The sequence below is a fragment of the Bacillus sp. FSL W8-1141 genome (assembly GCF_038593205.1).
Lineage (GTDB): Bacteria > Bacillota > Bacilli > Bacillales > Bacillaceae > Bacillus > Bacillus altitudinis.
Window position 1 is genome coordinate 293835 of sequence record NZ_CP151973.1, and the last position, 17327, is coordinate 311161.

Here is a 17327-nt window from a genome sequence, read left to right on the forward strand (position 1 = left end):
TGCCAAGTAGCACCTTATTTTTTATGCCATTGTGAGAGGAATCTTGATCACGAGCCTCAGGTTTGGAGAACGATACGTAAAATCAAGCGTGCCGTCTGCCTTTTCAACAAGCTGATGAATGATATAAGTACCCATACCTTGATGATCACCGCCTTTTGTCGAGCGGCCAAACGTCTTGAACAGATGATCTAATACGTGTTTTTCCATTCCCTTAGTACTGTTTTCACAATGAATCAAAAAGAGCCCGCTCCGGATGGAAGTCGTGATCGAGATGCTTCCCTCGTTCCCAGCTTGCTTCGCTTCAATGGCGGCATCTAATGCGTTATCAAGCAGGTTGCCAGTAAAACTCACCTGATCCGCCTTAGAAAAAGGAAGAGAAGAAAAGGGTGCTTGAAGATCTAGTGAAAGGGCAATGTCCTCTTTTTCAGCCCGCTGGAAAAAGGAATGAAGGATGGAGGCCAAATAAGCATTTTCCCCTTTGATCCAAGGGAAATGTTTCACGTATTGCTGAATCAAATCTTTAATTTCATGCTCGTCATTCGATGCGGAAAAGGCATTTAAATGTCTAGCTGTTTCATGGTGTTTACTTCGCAGCTCAAGCAGCAAGTCATTGGTCCTCGACTCAGCATGAATCAGCTCTTGAAGCCGTCCATTTAATCGTTGCTCCGTTTGCATCACCTTGAAGGAAAGGAGATCGGCTGTCAAAATGATGATGACAGTTAAAAGATGGCTTAGTCCATTTCCGTGCGTGAGAAAAAGTGAAATGCCTGAACAGGTGATGAGCACAAAAGCGCCTAATATCATGTAACCATTCATACCTAGCCAAAACCTTTTGTAAATGAAAAAGGTGTAAAGGCACAAGATGCAAAAGGTCAGAAGCCACACCATGCTTGATGACAAAGGCAGAACAGCTTTAGCAGCAGCTTGAACTGCAAGACCGAGCCAGATGAGCGTATATATGCGAAATCCAAGATAGAAAGCGTTCACGTTCGTTCTCCTTAAAAGTAGTATTTCTTAAAGTATTCTAATTGCTGCTTGGTCATCATGGCTTTTTTATCAGTCCCTTCAAAAGACACGATAAATGAATTTTTGGCATACGCCGAAAAGTTCTTAATGTAATGAATATTGATGATAAACGAGCGGTGGGAGCGGATAAAGTCTTTCTCAGCTAAATCACCTTTTAACTCGTTGAGAGTTTGGTATGTTTGAATATCTCCTGTTGTTGTGACAATGGTCGTCGACCTGCCAGTACGTTCAACAAAGATGACATCCTTTTTTTGCAGTACATGGATATCTGATTGCTGCTTGATGAGAAGCCGTCCGTGAATGCTTTTCTCCTGCTTGGTGGACATGTAGCGCTCTAAGGATTTGGCGATTCGATCAGCTTGATAAGGCTTCATAATATAATCATGGACATTCAAATCAAAGGCATGGACAGCATACCCACTGTTTCCCGTCACAAATACAACATCCACATTCAGTGCATGGGAGTGAATAAGGTCTGCTAATTCATAGCCAGACATGCCAGGCATCTCAATGTCTGCAAACAATAGATCAATGTCGCCCTGTTTGACCTTCTCATATGCCTCCTCCGCTGACTGCGTCACAAAAACGATGTCAACGGCATCCATTCTGCCGACAATGGCATGCAGCTTTTCTAAATCCACTCGGTAATCATCGACAAGACCTACTTTTATCATAAAAATCACCTATGACTCTTCTTATTATTTGTCTATTTTACCATTTGTTTTTTAAAATGGATCATTTCAAGACAGAAAAAGGACGTTTCGCGACATTTTTATGTCAGACAGGCGGTATTTTTTCTATCATAGACGTAGATAGTCGAAAGGGGCGAACCAAATGATTACTCTCAGCGATTGTAGTTGCTGGTTTACAGATAAGAAAAAAGTCGTAAAGGCGATGAAACATATGACATTCTCAGTGAAGGAAGGAGAAGTCGTCGGCATCTTAGGAGAAAATGGAGCGGGGAAAACCACATTATTACGCGCCGTTGCGACATTATTGGAGCCTACTCATGGAACAGTCAATGTTGCAGGCTTTGATACAGTCAAAGAAGCAACTGAAGTGAAGAAGCGAATTGGGGTCTTATTTGGCGGCGAGACGGGACTTTATGACCGTTTGACGGCTCGTGAAAACCTTGAATACTTTGGGAAATTATATGGCTTAGATCAGCATGAAATCAAAGCAAGAATTGAGGATTTGGCAAAGCGATTCGGGATGAGGCAGTACATGGATCGCAAGGTAAAAGGATTTTCAAGAGGGATGAAGCAAAAGGTGGCGATTGCCAGAACATTGATTCATGACCCTGACATTATTTTGTTTGACGAACCGACAACAGGTTTAGATATCACATCGAGTAATATTTTCAGAGAGTTTATTCATCAGTTGAAACAGCAAAATAAAACGATTCTATTTTCAAGCCACATCATGGAAGAAGTCAGCCTGCTTTGTGACAGTGTCATGATGATACATCAAGGGGAGCTCGTGTACAAAGGAACGCTTCCAGAATTATATGCACAGGAACAAAGTGAAGACTTGAATTACATCTTTATGTCGAAGCTCGCAAGGGGGAATGCATAATGTGGAAAACCGTCTTTTTAAAAGAAATGACAGATTCGCTCAGAGACAGGAAAACGTTGCTCTTAACAGTGTTGATCCCTCTTTTGACGATGCTCGGACTCGTGTTTTTCTACGAAAGCATGATCGCTGATCCAGGCGATAAAACGTATACAGTCGCAATCAATGAAAAGCTTCCATCCGATATGAATGACATGATCAAAGAAGTGAAAAACCTGAAACTTGAAACATTTGATGACCCGCAGCAAGCCGTTAAAGACGGTGAGGCAAATGCTTATCTAGAAATACCAAAAGATGCAGGTGATATGCTTCAGCATCAAACATCGTTTGCCATTAAAGTCCATGGGTATCCAACAGATGATGATTCCGTGATTGCGGTTCAAATGCTGCAATCATTGCTGGAGCAATATCAAAATCAAGTCGTAGAAAAGCGTTTGGCACAGGATCAGATCAAATCGTCAGTGATTCATCCGTTTGAGGTGCAATCGGTTGATGTGCAAGAAGGAGAGGACGGAGATGGTGAAAACGGGGTGACCACCATGCTGCTGTCGATTCTTCTTCCTATGATTTTAGTGACCTCTGTGATCTCAGGTGCTTTGCCAGCTGCGCTTGATATCGTAGCAGGTGAAAAGGATAGAAAGTCAATTGAAGCTTTATTCCTGACACCGGCCAGCAGACTTCAGCTTTTAATTGGAAAATGGCTAGCTGTTTCTATGTTTGGTATATTAAGTGGCATTGTGGCGATTGGCATGCTGCTGCTCTCTACATTGCTCTTTACAGAAAAACTGAAACAAGCGCTGAACTTCGGGGATCAAGTGTGGAGCATCATCGGCGTTATGTTAGCGGCATTAATTATTTTCTCATTTATGGTATCCATGATTGAACTGCTGCTCAGTGTCGTTTCAAGCTCAGTGAAAGAAGCACAATCGTACATGTCCATGATCATTACACTAGGTGTGATTCCGATGTTTTTCACCATGAGAGCAGGCGCTACGCAGCTAGATACGTATTACTTTGCGATCCCATTCCTTAATATTCACGCACTATGCAAGCAATTGATGTTTGGCATCGTTGACCCGATGTCAATTGCCCTGACGCTCGGCTCCTCGGCGCTGACAGTGATGATTTTGTTTGTCATCGTGAGAAGTTTGTTTATGAAAGAGAAATGGATGCTTGCGAAATAGAAAGAACATTTCATTGATAGAAATGAAGAACTTGTAGATTTTTTCTACAAGTTTTTTGTTTTGTATGTTTAAGTGAGTGATAAAAAAGGGCTGATAGAATTGAGAAATGCAATTGATAGAGCTTTAGGTTCTGTTGCACATTTATTCCAATCTGACTATGAAGGCGATGAAACTTATATTGCTTTAGTAGACGATGAGCAAAGGTTCGAGAAATTAATCACTCCTTATGTAGAGGAATACATACAAGAAGATGATGCAGTTGATCCGATTGACATCATAAAAGGATATGATGCTGAAAAGGGGAATTCATCTTCATAGTATGTTGTATCCTTTTGTCAGTATACGCCTTACAATAAGGAGGTGCGAAAATTGCACGCAGCTTTCAGTTATGGAATCACCTGTTTCATCGCTTTTCTACTAATCATTTTTGTTCTCACCCATAAAAAACTAGAAAAAAAACTAGATCTCACAATTTTGATCGTAGTAGCCACCACATTATTGATGGTGAATGTCTTGTGGGTGTGGGTCACCATTTTCTTCCTTACTTGTTTGTATGTCGGAATCAAATATAGACATCAATCAAAAAAAGACTAAAGAAAACCCCCGGAAACCGGGGGTTTTTCTTTAGTTCTTGATGAACTTTTCAACCAACGAGCTTGTTTTGTAGTCGTTCAAATCAAGTTTCCATTGGTCGATATCGTTTTTCTTCATGTTCACTTCTACAGTTTCTTCAGAAGATGATGGTCCTAATTTTTTAAATTCATCTGGATAGATAGAAAGTAGATATTTCTGTGCATCATCATAAGATGCTGTACGGTTTTTGCTGTAGAATTCAGTTGCTTTTTCTTTTAAACGATCGACAAGCGGGCTTGCATCAATTGGTGTAAGTGTCACAGTCACGACAGCTTTATCACCGCTGATTGATTTTGTTTTCGTTGATACTTTTGATTTTTCAGCTAATGTTTCTTTTACAGATTTTAGAAGCTTATCAAGGTTTTCGTCTTTTGCTGAGCTAGATGAAATACCAGAAGAAGAAATGTAGCCTTGTTTGAATGATTTATCAAATTCGTTTACGACAGTTGATTTGTTATCACCTGTTAGTTTTTCGAAATCGTCATTTTTCTTGCCAAAAATCATGACATCAATATAAGAAGAAAGGGCTTTTGCAGACGCTTGAAGTGTATCTGCCTTTTTCATCAAGTCTTTTCCTTTAATATCGAATTCTAGTGTTTTGTCATCTTTTTTCGATCCAGTACCAGGCTCTGTGTAGACAAGTTGATAGTCTTTTTCTTTATCAACTACATAGAAAAGACCACCTTTTGATACTTTACCTGCATTTAGAGAGCTTGAAGATAATACTTCGTTGTAGTCATCAGGAGAGATGGTAGACACCTGAGCGTCATCTTGGTAAAGCGTAAAGTTGCTTTTATCCACATTCAATGGTTCTTTGCTGATGTTTTTTACAGATACATTCACTTTTAGGACATATTGATCATCCTGAACAGATGTATCGTATTGAGGTGGTAAAGTGTACTCAGCACTTTCTACTTTTACTTCAGCTGCATCAAGGGATTTTTTTGTATCGCTTTCTTTCGCAGCAGTTTTGTCTTTTCCACCACTACAAGCAGCAGCGACAACAGTTACACACAAAATCAGAAGAAACAGGGATAATTTCTTTTTAAACATGAGATGTTTTCCTCCTCGGGTTTTATGGTGAATTTCATTGGAAAGCTTTAGTTCATATCGTTCTTTTTGCACAAAAAGAAAAATACTGTATGTTTTTTACTGTAGAATGAAGCGAAAGTACTGTCAATACCTCAGTGCGTTCGAAAGGTTCATCCACTTCAAGTAGTAAAAATGACACTATGTTGAGAGGAGAAATGTGTATTTTATTGTTTGAAATCTCCTGTAAAAACTCAACATTTTATATTTTAAGGTTTTGAGTCGGATTATTGAATAGGTTCAAATGACTGTTTTTGAAGAAGATGTAGCAAATAGAAGGATTTTTATGACTTGTAAATGAGTCGTTAGTAATGAATATTTTTTCCTGTGATGTGTATGATCACTAGGTTTGTGTGTTGTTGACATAGAGACACTTGTCCAGCGAAATGTTGAGGTATTTAGACAGGCTCTCGACACGGAATGTGTCTTTTCCCTTCAAAATGGCAGTCATCTACACAGAAACCCTACATAAAATAAAAGAGAAATGAATGGGAGGTGGATGTATGGCAGTGGTAAGAGCGACAAGCTCTGATATTGATTTAATGGCCAGACTGCTGAGAGCCGAAGCGGAAGGTGAAGGGAAACAAGGGATGCTGCTTGTAGGAAATGTAGGCATCAATCGTTTGCGTGCCAACTGTTCTGACTTTAAAGGGCTGCGTACGATTCCACAAATGATTTATCAGGAGCATGCGTTTGAGGCAGTCACGCATGGCTATTTTTATCAGCGAGCACGAGAAAGTGAAAAGACACTTGCACGGAGGAACATTAATGGTGAACGATTTTGGCCTGCGAAATTCAGTCTTTGGTATTTCAAACCGCCTGGAAATTGTCCATCCACTTGGTACAATCAGCCGTTTGTGGCAAGGTATAAGTCACATTGCTTTTACCAGCCCACAGCTGAAACATGTGAGAATGTTTATAACACCTTTTAGCTTGATGAACAGCACAATCCTTTGTATTCAAGAGGATTGTGTTTTTCTTTTTTTCAAAATGGGTAACCATTGTGTATCAACAAGATGAAGCACGTGATTGGAGGAAATGAAGATGTATCAAGATTTAAAAGGGAAAACAGCCATTGTGACAGGTTCTTCTAAAGGGATTGGACAAGCCATCGCCTTGAGGTTTGGACAAGAACAAATGAACGTGGTTGTGAATTATAAAGGTGATGAAGAGGGTGCTGAAGAAACAGTACAAGCCATTCAACAGCATGGAGGTAGGGCGGTGAAAGTACACGCAGATGTCTCCAAAGAGGAAGGGATTCAGGCGTTAATGGATGCCGCGCTGGAGAATTTTAACGCACTAGATGTGTTCGTCAATAATTCGGGATTTAATGGTGAAGAAGCAATGCCGCATGAAATGACGTTGGAACAATGGCAAAAGGTCATTGATGTGAATATCACAGGCTCATTTTTAGGAGCAAAGGCAGCAATCGCCTATATGATGGAGCATGATGTGAAAGGATCAATCTTGAATATATCCAGTGTCCATCAAGAGATCCCGCGTCCGTTCAATGTTCATTACTCTACTTCTAAAGGAGGAATGAATATGATGACGAAGACGCTGGCTCTTGATTATGCCGAAGCGGGTATTCGGGTCAATGCGATTGCACCAGGTACAATGGCAACGGAATCAAATGACGACCTTCAAGATGAACAGAAAAAACAAAAGCAGCTTGAGAAAATTCCAATGAGAACGTTTGGCGATCCAAAGGAGATTGGATCCGCCGCTGCATTTCTCGTATCGAAAGAAGCGGCCTATATTACAGGTACTACATTATTTGTTGATGGAGGAATGACACTTTATCCATCTCAATTAAATGATGAATAATAGAAAAACATCCGCCCCATTAGCCGGCGGATGTTTTTTCTTTGTAGCGGTGTGCTGACTTTGCTGGTTTGCCGAGCAGCATAGGATACTTGCTCAAGAAAGAGATACATGGCACCATGAGCAGCAATGTACCGATCGTATAAAAGAGCGTCCAAGAAAGCTGCGTTGTATCAGAGATATTGATGCCTAGTCCGTAATAAACAAATGCCTTCATGATATCGATACCGGCAAATTGCAGGACGAGAATCACAATGGAATGACGTCCGAGATACGTCAATATCGTGGACGTTTTCAATTTGAAGCTTAAATAAATAACAGCAGCTGAACCGAGCAGTGCACAAGCATAAAAAATGAATAGATCCCCATAGTCATTGACCCGCATATCAATTCGTGAATTAAAGCTTTGCATATATGCAGTCAGTACAAGCAGACCTGTACATAACAGAAGGGTAGGATCTGTTTTTAATTCCACAAACCATTGTTTTGCTAAAAATCCGATTGAATAAAACACAACAGCCGTTAACGCAACGTTGGCATTCCAAGGGAGACTCTGGTTTAACAATAGCGTGGAAGCATATCCGGCTCCGCCGCAAAGGACGGTCAGTAAAATCAATACAGCTGGTTTTCCTTTTGTCAGACGATGCATTAAGAAAAACAACATTTCCACTAAAAAGAGCGTCGTTAAAAACCAGATGGCTGGGTTATGCGTCAGTCTTGCTTCATCGGCATTTGAAATGAAAATTCCCGTAAATGGAACGAAGGGATCAATATCTGTTTGCCCCTTAAAGGCGAAAAATCGGGTCACCGTGAACCAGAAAACGTACGTAATAATGGAGAAATAGAGATAAGGTAAGAGCAAGCTTTTTGCTTTTTTCTGTATAAATGACATAGCAGGTTGTGAGGATGATCGAAACATCATACCTGATAGTAAAAAGAAGAGTGGCATATGAAAAGAATATATAAATTGCTTGAATGAATCAGGAATGGGTACATGTGCCATAACGACGAGCAGAATGCCGATTCCTTTAGCCGCATCCACCCAGTCGAGTCGCTTATTCAAGGCCAGTCATCTCCTTCCTTCTCAGCATTGTAAACCGTTACTTCATATGTACCTCTACTATATAAAAGGTACACCTACCATGCGTTTACAGTTCGCTAACGATTAGAAGACACATTTGCGATCAGATGACAGAAGGAAGCTTTTTGACATCTCGATGTTACATTTCCCATTTTTTATGACAATGTAAAAAAGAAGCCAATGAAAGATTGGCTTCAAAATAGTTCTGCGATTCGTTCAAAGGAACGCTGTTTTTCCATTGGATCAAATGAATTGTTTAATATCATCATCTCGTCCGTTTGATAGCGGTCCATTAAGATTTGCAGCTGTTCTTTCACTGTTTGCTTTGAGCCAACAATCATTCGCTGGCGGTTTTGTAACACTTTTTTCTTTTCTTGCTCAGTGTAATGATAGTTCTCTGCTTCTTCTATAGAAGGAACGCGGCTGTCCAGCCCTTTTTCAACCCGAAGTAGCCATAAATCTGTACTGGTGGCAATGCGGCTTGCTTCCTCGTCTGTGTCTGCGCAGATCACAAAGACAGCAAACATAGACTGAGGCTGACGTGAGAAAACGGATGGAGAAAAGTGTGACCGATACGCTTCAAAAGCTTGCCGGCCTCGTGCAGGATGAATAAAATGTCCGAAAATATAGTTGATTCCAAGTGATGCCGCCTGGATGGCACTGTTTTCCCCGAGTCCAAGCAGCCAGACTGGCGGATAAGAATCAACGAGCGGAGCCGCTTTCACTCCTGCATGCCGATGACCAGAAGGCAGGCTGTCAGATAAGTAAAAAAGAAGGTCCTCCAGCTGGCGGTCAAATTGAGATAGTTCTTTCTTCACGCCGTCTGTCAAAGCGAGTCTCGTCCGTTCAATTCCGCCTGGGGATTTACCAACCCCGATCTCAATCCGCCCAGGGTAAAGGGCTTCAAGCTGGCGGGTGACTTCTGCTACTTTAAAAGGGCTGTACTGCGGGAGTAAAATCCCCCCAGAGCCTGTGCGCAAAGTCGATGTGTGTGAAGCAATATGTGCCATTAATATTTCAGGCGCTGTACTCGCGAGTCCTCTCGTGCTGTGGTGTTCAGCAAACCAATATCGCTCATACCCCAGTGTTTCCGCAAGCTTGGCCAGCTCTGTCGTATGAACCAATGTTTCTTGTGCGGATTGGCCTTTAGGGATGGCGACTTGATCTAATATATGAAGTGATGGCATCATCAACACCCTTTCATCAATACGTTGAATTCTATTCATAAGTATAAAGAAAGTCATGAACGGAAGGAAATGAAAGGGTTTATCACAGCTATGTACATGAATTTTCTATATCAACATATGAAGTGGATGCGCGCCCTGTTTTTAAGCGAGAGGCTGTGTAACGGGAACATTCGACAATGTTTCACATGAAACACTTCTTTTACGACATGAATCATTTTTGTCATGGATCTTTCTTTAAAAAAATATCATCATATTGAAACCTCTTTTATACATAGATCGTATATACTAGTAAATAGAAAAAAGAGTAAGAGGCTCCAATGTCATTTCATGAATTTTGTCGAATTTTCATGTATGATGATTTTAATAGGGTCCATCGCTTAATAAATAGATTTTTATTATGCTGGAGGAGTGATTGATTTGGCGATTACATTAGAAAAAGGTCAACGTATTGATTTAACAAAAGGAAAAGCAGGACTAACCAATATTCTAGTTGGACTTGGCTGGGACCCTGTGTCACAAGGCGGCGGTTTTTTTGGAAAGCTGTTTGGCGGCGGAGGCGGCGCTGATATTGATTGTGACGCTTCAGTGCTGATGCTGAAAAATGATAAGTTTGTTGAAAATAAAGATTTGATTTACTTTGGTAACTTGAAAAGCAAATGCGGAAGTGTTGAGCATACAGGTGACAACCTGACAGGTGAAGGAGACGGAGATGATGAACAAGTCCTCGTCAACTTAAGCAAGGTGCCAGGCAATGTGAATAAATTGGTGTTCGTTGTGAACATTTATGATGCACTTAGAAGAAACCAACACTTTGGTATGATTCAAAATGCTTACATCCGAATTGTTGACCGTTCAAACAATCAAGAATTAGTGAAATATAATTTGAAAGATGAATATGCAGGTAAAACATCATTAATCGTTGGAGAGCTTTATCGCCACGAGAATGAGTGGAAGTTTGTAGCTGTAGGAAATGGTACAAACGATGCGAAGCTTGCCGATATTACGAGAAACTACATTTAATTAGAAGGGAGAGGTTCCTAGTGGGAATTTCTTTAGCGAAAGGTCAAAAAATTGATTTAACAAAAACGAATCCAGGTTTAACAAAAGTAGTCGTAGGTCTTGGCTGGGATGTAAACAAGTATGATGGCGGACATGACTTTGATCTAGACGCAAGCGTATTCCTTTTAGATGCAGCAGGGAAAGCAAACTCTCCATCTGACTTTGTCTTCTACAATCAAACAACTGGCGGTGGCGGAAGTATCGTACATACAGGCGATAACCGTACAGGTGAAGGAGACGGAGATGACGAGCAGGTCAATGTTGATCTTTCAACTGTACCAGCAAGTATTGAGAAAATCTCCTTCGTCATTACAATCCATGATGCAGAAGCACGCAGCCAAAACTTTGGACAGGTGTCTAACGCTTACGTCCGCATTTTAAATGCGGCATCAAATGAAGAGCTCATTCGCTATGATTTGGCAGAAGACTTTTCAATTGAAACAGCGATTATTGTAGGTGAATTATACCGTCATGGCGGAGAGTGGAAATTCTCAGCTGTTGGATCAGGCTATCAAGGCGGACTTGCCCGCATTGCAACAGACTTCGGCTTAGATATCGGGTAACGCCCGTTTTCATATTTTCAGAAGATAGGAGAGATACGAATATGGCGATTCAGCTTTCAAAAGGACAACGTGTCGATTTAACGAAAACCAACCCAGGGCTGACAAAAGTGATGATCGGACTTGGCTGGGATACGAATAAATATTCAGGCGGAGCCGAATTTGATTTGGACGCTTCGGCTTTCTTAGTAGATGCAAACAATCGTTGTCAACAAGATACAGACTTTGTGTTCTATAATAATCTGCAGCATCCAAGCGGCAGTGTCACTCACACCGGTGATAACCGTACGGGTGAAGGAGATGGTGATGACGAGCAAATTCTCGTTGATTTCTCGAAAATTCCTGCTAACATTGATCGTATCGGAATTACAGTTACGATTCATGATGCAGAGGCACGCAGCCAGAATTTTGGACAAGTCTCTAATGCATTTGTTCGTGTTGTAAATGAAGAGGGCGGGGAAGAATTGATTCGTTTTGATTTAGGGGAAGACTTCTCAATTGAAACAGCTGTCGTTGTATGCGAACTATACAGACACGGCAGCGATTGGAAGTTTAACGCAATCGGAAGCGGATTCTCTGGCGGACTTGCAGCTCTTTGTCAAAATTATGGGTTAGAAGTGTAAAGAGAAGAAACAACTTCATTCAAGAGGCGCTGCCAATGACTCATATGAGGGTATTTTCCAAAGTGAGAAAGAAACAGCGATCAAGAATAACAGCAGGCGAAAGCCTGCTGATGCTTCTACACTTATAGGAGGAAAACCAGTTGGACATTTTGAAACATATGTTGGACACGTATGCCTCGTTTTTTGATTGGCATATGTGGGCAGAGGTATTAACAAACCCTGTCTCTTGGGGGCTTATTGGGACCCTTGTCGTGCTTGAAGGTTTGTTGTCAGCGGATAATGCACTTGTATTAGCTGTTATGGTGAAACATTTACCTGAAAAGCAGCGTAAAAAGGCATTAACCTACGGATTAATTGGCGCTTATTTCTTCCGTTTTCTATTTATTGGCGTAGGGATGCTGCTTATTAAGTTTTGGTGGATTAAGGTACTAGGCGCTGCATACTTAGCTTGGTTGGTCATTAAGCACTTCTGGTTAGGTGACGGAGATGACGAAGCGAAGGAATTGAAAAAAGAAGGCTGGATGATTCGTGTATTTGGCGTCTTCTGGGCAACTGTTATTTCTGTAGAAATTATGGACCTTGCCTTCTCGGTAGACAGTATTCTTGCTGCATTCGCTGTATCTGAGGAAGTATGGATTCTTCTTTTAGGTGGAATGCTTGGAATTCTCATGATGCGTACAGTGGCACAATTATTCCTTGTGCTCATCGACCGTATACCAGAGCTTGAGAATACGGCATTTATTCTCATTGGAATTATTGCCATCAAAATGGGCTTAAGTGCTGCTCATATTGAAATCCCGCATCTTGCATTCTTTGCGATTATTATCCTAGCGTTTATCGGAACGTTTATTGTTCATAAAATCAATAAGAAGAAGCATCAAGGTGTAACAAACGAAGCTGCGGCTTCAAAAGAAGAATAGGACGATCAAAAAGGAATGGAGTTGACTAGCGGCTCCATCCTTTTTTGAATCATCAAGTCATTACAACAGGAGGTGGCACTGCATGCGATATTTTCGTTTTTTATCAGAGACGAGGCAGCACGATATTTTTTTAAAGCGGCCGGCGGCAGTTCATTCATTGACGCCAAGGCATGTACTTGCGCATGCATTAGGTGCTACTTTGTATATGCCTGCGACAAGACAGGATGTAGCAGACATGCTGCTTTCGCAGAAATATGAAGCGCTTTGCTCTGTTGTGTTTTGCTTGGAGGACGCCATTGGTGATCAGGAAGTGGACATGGCTGAACAGAATATAGTGGCACAATTGACCTGCCTTTCTGAGACAATTCATCACTCTCCAGAAATGGCTGAGCATTTGCCGCTTTTATTTATTCGGGTTCGTTCGCCCAAACAGCTGCTCAAAATGGCAGATTTGCTCGGTCCCTCTCTTCATTTACTGACTGGTTTTGTGTTTCCAAAGTGCTCCGTTCACAATGCAAAGGAATATGTGAACAGTTTGAAACAGGCTTCAGCACAAACTCAGAAAACACTATACGGAATGCCCATTTTAGAAACACCAGATTTACTAGAAAAAGAAACGAGATATCAGGTGTTGTCTGAGTTAAAGCAGATCATGCTGAATGATGAGGAATATATTTTGAATATTCGCATTGGGGCAACGGATCTGTGTGGATTATACGGCATTCGCCGTGATCGCGAGACCACTATTTATGAGATCAGAGTCATTGCTGAGTTGATCACAGATATCATCAATTATTTTGGTCGTTCTTTTGTGATATCAGGAGCTGTATGGGAGCATTTTGGACCGGCACGAAAAGAACAAAATCTATTCATCCGTGCAATTTCTAAGAGCGGTGAGTCTTCCTCATCTGAACTCGATCATATGCAAGGTCTGCTCAAAGAGACAAGGCTGGATGTGGTAAACGGTATTCATGGCAAGACAGTCATCCATCCAACGCATCTCAAGCCAGTTCAAAGCATGTACGTTGTCACAAAGGAAGAGTACATGGATGCATTAAGTATTTTAGAGCATGCAGATGGTACAGTCGGCGTGATGAAGAGTACCTTCTCTAATAAAATGAACGAAACGAAGCCGCACTATCGCTGGGCGGAAAACATTTTAATGAAGTCAGACATTTACGGGGTGTTTCATGAAAATAGAAGCTATATCGACATACTCACAGAATCAGAAGCCGCATACGCTGAACATCTTGGAACATATGGAGGTGGAGCTTAACCTCAAAGAGGGTACGCTTCAGCTTGAAAAAGAACATCTTTTTGACATGGCGGCACGGGTGAACAAAAAGAGAGCCTTTTTATTTGTTAGTAAGGTGCTCGGGAAACATATGCCTGTTCACCCGTTGAAGCCACTCCTCGTCTCAGGTCTTTTGGCAATGGCTTATGCAAAAGAACAAACAGGCAAGACGCCCCCGCATCAAGACGATATAGTAGAAGCACTAAAAACGAATGATCATGTTAAGTTAACTGAAGCCTATGCTGCGCTCAAAAAAGAGAAGCTTTCGGCGGTAAACGAGCCGATTGTGATCGGCTTTGCTGAAACGGCAACTGCGCTTGGTCACGGTGTGTATGACGTCATAGAAGGAGCATCTTACATTCATACGACACGTGAACAGCTGTTGGATCTTGATCCTTCACTCGTATTTGAAGAGGAACATTCTCATGCGACAGATCAGCTTTGCTACGCAGACGACGCCTTACTTCGGACGGATCGCCCGATTGTGCTAGTAGATGATGAGGTCACGACAGGTCGGACAAATATGAACATCATTCGGGATCTGCACGCAAAGCACCCTAGATCCTCTTATACGATTCTATCCATTTTAGATTGGAGAACAGAGGAGCACGAGGAAGCGATGCTTCAGCTTCAAGAGGAGCTAGGGGTAAATATCACATCATTATCTTTATTAAAAGGGCAGATGATGTTTCGGGGGACAACGCTGGATGAGCCTGCTTATTCGTATGAAATTGCTGCGCAAGTGAAAAGACCTGAACTCTCTTTTCATTCTCTTCAATCCTTCTTTAAGCAAGTGCCATATTCACTTTCAAATGCAGTCAATCCGGCGGGGCATTCGCCGTATATCCATGAAACAGGTCGTTTCGGTTTAAGCGCAGCGGACACGGACGCCATTGATCAAGCAGCTGCTGAGGCTGGGCTGAAGCTTCAGCGAGAACGAAAAGGAAAACAGACACTCTGCTTAGGAACAGGAGAATTGATGTATGTGCCGATGAGACTTGCAGCTCATATGGGCGAAGGTGTCCTTTTTCATTCGACGACAAGAAGTCCGATTCATCCGGTTGAAAAGGAAGGGTACGCCGTTCAAAACGGATTCGCATTTTTGAGTCCAGAGGATGCCCGCATTCAGCACTACGTTTACAATATCCCTAAAGATCAGTACGATGATGTCTTTTTGTTTTTTGAGAAAAAGGTGTCTCAAGAAGCTTTGATGCCGCTGATCCACTTATTTGCTGAGCGGCATGTGAAGCATGTGCATATTGTGACTTTATCAGATGAGGTGAAGGTGAATGGCTAACGTGTATACAAAGATGGGAAGCTATCCAGAGCAGGACGTAACCTTCTTACTCAAGGATTTATCGTCGATTGAGATGGAGAAAAGTACAGAAGAGCGGGAGCGCTCTATTCAGAGCGGTGCCCATTACTCAGAAATGCTGCCAATTGAATATAAGCCGACGGCATCTTATATGGACTTATTCTATCAATCTCTTGAAGAAAGTAAGCAAAAGGTAGCGGAAGCCGTAGCGGTTGTCGCAGAACAAATTGTGAAAAAGCGAGGATTTCAAACCGTTCTTTGCAGCTTGGCACGGGCTGGGACACCAATCGGGGTGCTCATTAAACGGTATATCAGAAAGACGTATGGTCTCGATTTGCCGCATTATAGCATCTCTATTATTCGTGACCGTGGAATAGATGAAAATGCGCTACATTATATCCTCAAAGAACATCCAGGTTTTGAGATTGCCTTTATTGACGGCTGGACTGGAAAGGGTGCTATTTCTAAAGAGCTTCAAAAAGCGGTGCTTGATTTTGAACAGAAATATGGAATTCGTCTTTCGAGTGAGCTAGCTGTGCTTGCTGATCCTGGTTATTGTACGAGTGTTTACGGAACGAGAGAGGATTTCCTCATTCCAAGTGCCTGCTTGAATTCAACGGTCTCTGGCCTAGTTAGTCGAACGGTGCTAAACAACCGCTGGATCCATGCCGATGATTTCCATGGGGCCAAGTATTATGAAGAGCTCATTGATGAGGATGTCTCTAATCTGTATGTCAATACAATTGAAGAAGCATTTTCTGAACTTAAGGCAAATGTACAAGAGAAAGCAGAGACTCTGCTCGCACAAGGAACGCCTCCTGACTGGCGGGGGATGACATCCATTGAAGCAATTGGTCAGGAGTTCAAAATAGACAATACACATTTAATTAAGCCGGGCGTCGGTGAGACGACCCGTGTGCTGCTCAGAAGAGTCCCTTGGAAAATACTCATTCAGCCTGGATCTCGGGAAAAGCTCAAGCACATTTTACTACTCGCAGAGGACAGAGGCGTGCCCGTCATTGAATATGCCAACATGTCCTACACATGCTGCGGACTCATCCGCCCGTTGGAGCAATCATCATGAAGAATATCGCATTTGCCAGTGATTTAGACCGGACACTGATATACTCACATCGAATGCTGGAGCAGTATGCATACAAGGGAGCATACGAATTAATTGAGGTGCTGGACGACCGGCCGCTTTCCTACATGTCTATTGAAACGAAAGCATCCTTACAGGCAATTCATCAAGCAGGCTGGTTTATCCCAGTGACGACAAGAACGACAGCACAATTTGAACGAATCACTCTCTTTCAGCAAGAGATCAAACCAGAGTATGCCGTCACGACAAACGGCGGCTGTATTCTTCATCACGGTAAACCGCTTGAGGAGTGGCAGGCGATTGTAGATGAGAGACTGCAAGAGTGTATGCCGGTGAGAGATATGCTGCGGGCGATCTCTGAACTTCCGGTTGCCGCTTGGGTGAAACGTACTCGAACAGCTGAGGGAAGATTTCTTTATTTAATTATGAAAGACGAGTTTCTTTCTCATATTCCGCTCGCTGAATTAAGGCTGTGGGGTGAGGAGAGAGGCTGGCAAGTTTCCCTTCAAGGCCGGAAACTGTATTTTATTCCAAAGCCGCTCAATAAGTGGGCTGCTGTTGCTTTTCTAAAAGAAAGGCTACAACTTGAATATGTATATGGTGCGGGCGACTCCTTGTTAGATGCTGATCTCATACGTCAAGCGGATAAAGGCTTCGCTCCGAGTCATGGGGAAGTCTTAGATGTTGATCTATCGCTTGAACCGACGACAGCCTCTGGCATGGCGGCGGCAGACGAAATCGCCGCTTCTGTCGCAAAGAAGATGAACACAGCAAAAAAGCCTTCGATTCGATAGCAGAAGTAGAAGGCTGAATGATATGATAGTAGTAGCTTTCGAGAAAATATAGGAGAAAGGAAGG

18 protein-coding genes are annotated in these 17327 nt (G+C 42.1%); 13 read left to right on the top strand and 5 right to left on the bottom strand.

Annotated features, from left to right (window positions below):
• Positions 1-21: 21 nt before the first annotated feature.
• Positions 22-987, bottom strand: coding sequence for a GHKL domain-containing protein (locus NSQ52_RS01610; RefSeq protein WP_342473844.1), 966 nt, complete (start codon positions 985-987; stop codon positions 22-24).
• An 11-nt stretch (positions 988-998) separates the two neighbouring features.
• On the bottom strand, positions 999-1700 hold the full coding sequence (locus NSQ52_RS01615) for a LytTR family DNA-binding domain-containing protein (RefSeq protein WP_017358602.1): 702 nt from the start codon (positions 1698-1700) through the stop codon (positions 999-1001).
• 160 nt (positions 1701-1860) lie between these two features.
• On the opposite strand from NSQ52_RS01615, the gene NSQ52_RS01620 reads away from it, so the two are divergent.
• From NSQ52_RS01620 to NSQ52_RS01630, 3 genes are all read left to right on the top strand, one after another.
• Entirely contained in the window at positions 1861-2601 is a 741-nt protein-coding gene (locus NSQ52_RS01620; RefSeq protein ID WP_007498365.1) for an ATP-binding cassette domain-containing protein, read from the top strand.
• Positions 2601-3782, top strand: coding sequence for an ABC transporter permease (locus tag NSQ52_RS01625; protein ID WP_259254084.1), 1182 nt, complete (start codon positions 2601-2603; stop codon positions 3780-3782). The genes NSQ52_RS01620 and NSQ52_RS01625 overlap by 1 nt, the downstream gene beginning before the upstream one ends.
• Before the next feature lie 99 nt (positions 3783-3881).
• Complete coding sequence (locus NSQ52_RS01630) at positions 3882-4100, top strand: hypothetical protein (protein ID WP_017358599.1); 219 nt, start codon at positions 3882-3884, stop codon at positions 4098-4100.
• Between the two features lie 306 nt (positions 4101-4406).
• Here NSQ52_RS01630 and NSQ52_RS01635 read toward each other — a convergent pair whose 3' ends face one another.
• Positions 4407-5468 carry a DUF5105 domain-containing protein gene (locus NSQ52_RS01635; protein ID WP_342473845.1) on the bottom strand — a complete coding sequence of 354 codons (1062 nt, stop codon included), beginning with the start codon at positions 5466-5468 and terminating at the stop codon, positions 4407-4409.
• A 539-nt stretch (positions 5469-6007) separates the two neighbouring features.
• Here NSQ52_RS01635 and NSQ52_RS01640 point away from each other — a divergent pair.
• Positions 6008-6436 carry a cell wall hydrolase gene (locus NSQ52_RS01640; protein ID WP_008342138.1) on the top strand — a complete coding sequence of 143 codons (429 nt, stop codon included), beginning with the start codon at positions 6008-6010 and terminating at the stop codon, positions 6434-6436.
• A 112-nt stretch (positions 6437-6548) separates the two neighbouring features.
• Complete coding sequence (locus NSQ52_RS01645; protein ID WP_017366553.1) at positions 6549-7331, top strand: glucose 1-dehydrogenase; 783 nt, start codon at positions 6549-6551, stop codon at positions 7329-7331.
• Positions 7332-7350: 19 nt separating this feature from the next.
• Here NSQ52_RS01645 and NSQ52_RS01650 read toward each other — a convergent pair whose 3' ends face one another.
• Entirely contained in the window at positions 7351-8391 is a 1041-nt protein-coding gene (locus NSQ52_RS01650) for an acyltransferase family protein (protein ID WP_017366554.1), read from the bottom strand.
• A gap of 212 nt (positions 8392-8603) precedes the next feature.
• Positions 8604-9596: an LLM class flavin-dependent oxidoreductase gene (locus NSQ52_RS01655; protein WP_045034624.1), complete on the bottom strand. Its 993-nt coding sequence runs from the start codon at positions 9594-9596 to the stop codon at positions 8604-8606.
• A 417-nt stretch (positions 9597-10013) separates the two neighbouring features.
• Here NSQ52_RS01655 and NSQ52_RS01660 point away from each other — a divergent pair, with 417 nt between their 5' ends.
• The 8 genes from NSQ52_RS01660 to NSQ52_RS01695 all read left to right on the top strand — a co-directional run bounded on the left by NSQ52_RS01660 (position 10014) and on the right by NSQ52_RS01695 (position 17263).
• Positions 10014-10616, top strand: coding sequence for a TerD family protein (locus tag NSQ52_RS01660; protein ID WP_039166394.1), 603 nt, complete (start codon positions 10014-10016; stop codon positions 10614-10616).
• Between the two features lie 20 nt (positions 10617-10636).
• Positions 10637-11218, top strand: coding sequence for a TerD family protein (locus tag NSQ52_RS01665; RefSeq protein ID WP_008342133.1), 582 nt, complete (start codon positions 10637-10639; stop codon positions 11216-11218).
• Positions 11219-11259: 41 nt separating this feature from the next.
• Positions 11260-11838 carry a TerD family protein gene (locus tag NSQ52_RS01670; protein WP_007498343.1) on the top strand — a complete coding sequence of 193 codons (579 nt, stop codon included), beginning with the start codon at positions 11260-11262 and terminating at the stop codon, positions 11836-11838.
• Between the two features lie 140 nt (positions 11839-11978).
• Positions 11979-12758, top strand: a complete 780-nt coding sequence (locus tag NSQ52_RS01675) for a TerC family protein (protein ID WP_007498342.1) — start codon at positions 11979-11981, stop codon at positions 12756-12758.
• A gap of 82 nt (positions 12759-12840) precedes the next feature.
• Positions 12841-14034: an HpcH/HpaI aldolase/citrate lyase family protein gene (locus tag NSQ52_RS01680; RefSeq protein ID WP_342473846.1), complete on the top strand. Its 1194-nt coding sequence runs from the start codon at positions 12841-12843 to the stop codon at positions 14032-14034.
• The gene (locus NSQ52_RS01685; RefSeq protein WP_342474101.1) at positions 14018-15349 is read left to right on the top strand and encodes a phosphoribosyltransferase family protein; all 1332 of its coding nucleotides are present in this window, start codon (positions 14018-14020) and stop codon (positions 15347-15349) included. The genes NSQ52_RS01680 and NSQ52_RS01685 overlap by 17 nt, the downstream gene beginning before the upstream one ends.
• Positions 15342-16451 carry a cysteine protease StiP family protein gene (locus NSQ52_RS01690; RefSeq protein ID WP_163116265.1) on the top strand — a complete coding sequence of 370 codons (1110 nt, stop codon included), beginning with the start codon at positions 15342-15344 and terminating at the stop codon, positions 16449-16451. Before NSQ52_RS01685 ends, NSQ52_RS01690 begins: the two co-directional genes overlap by 8 nt.
• Positions 16448-17263 carry an HAD family hydrolase gene (locus NSQ52_RS01695; RefSeq protein ID WP_050826903.1) on the top strand — a complete coding sequence of 272 codons (816 nt, stop codon included), beginning with the start codon at positions 16448-16450 and terminating at the stop codon, positions 17261-17263. Before NSQ52_RS01690 ends, NSQ52_RS01695 begins: the two co-directional genes overlap by 4 nt.
• Positions 17264-17327: the final 64 nt, after the last annotated feature.

Coding starts and splice junctions, on each gene's coding strand:
- NSQ52_RS01690 (WP_163116265.1), top strand. CDS start 15,342: ATGGCTAACGTGTATACAAAGATGGGAAGCTATCCAGAGCAGGACGTA.
- NSQ52_RS01695 (WP_050826903.1), top strand. CDS start 16,448: ATGAAGAATATCGCATTTGCCAGTGATTTAGACCGGACACTGATATAC.
- NSQ52_RS01685 (WP_342474101.1), top strand. CDS start 14,018: ATGGAGGTGGAGCTTAACCTCAAAGAGGGTACGCTTCAGCTTGAAAAA.
- NSQ52_RS01640 (WP_008342138.1), top strand. CDS start 6,008: ATGGCAGTGGTAAGAGCGACAAGCTCTGATATTGATTTAATGGCCAGA.
- NSQ52_RS01615 (WP_017358602.1), bottom strand. CDS start 1,700: ATGATAAAAGTAGGTCTTGTCGATGATTACCGAGTGGATTTAGAAAAG.
- NSQ52_RS01625 (WP_259254084.1), top strand. CDS start 2,601: ATGTGGAAAACCGTCTTTTTAAAAGAAATGACAGATTCGCTCAGAGAC.
- NSQ52_RS01620 (WP_007498365.1), top strand. CDS start 1,861: ATGATTACTCTCAGCGATTGTAGTTGCTGGTTTACAGATAAGAAAAAA.
- NSQ52_RS01670 (WP_007498343.1), top strand. CDS start 11,260: ATGGCGATTCAGCTTTCAAAAGGACAACGTGTCGATTTAACGAAAACC.
- NSQ52_RS01635 (WP_342473845.1), bottom strand. CDS start 5,468: ATGTTTAAAAAGAAATTATCCCTGTTTCTTCTGATTTTGTGTGTAACT.
- NSQ52_RS01655 (WP_045034624.1), bottom strand. CDS start 9,596: ATGCCATCACTTCATATATTAGATCAAGTCGCCATCCCTAAAGGCCAA.
- NSQ52_RS01645 (WP_017366553.1), top strand. CDS start 6,549: ATGTATCAAGATTTAAAAGGGAAAACAGCCATTGTGACAGGTTCTTCT.
- NSQ52_RS01680 (WP_342473846.1), top strand. CDS start 12,841: ATGCGATATTTTCGTTTTTTATCAGAGACGAGGCAGCACGATATTTTT.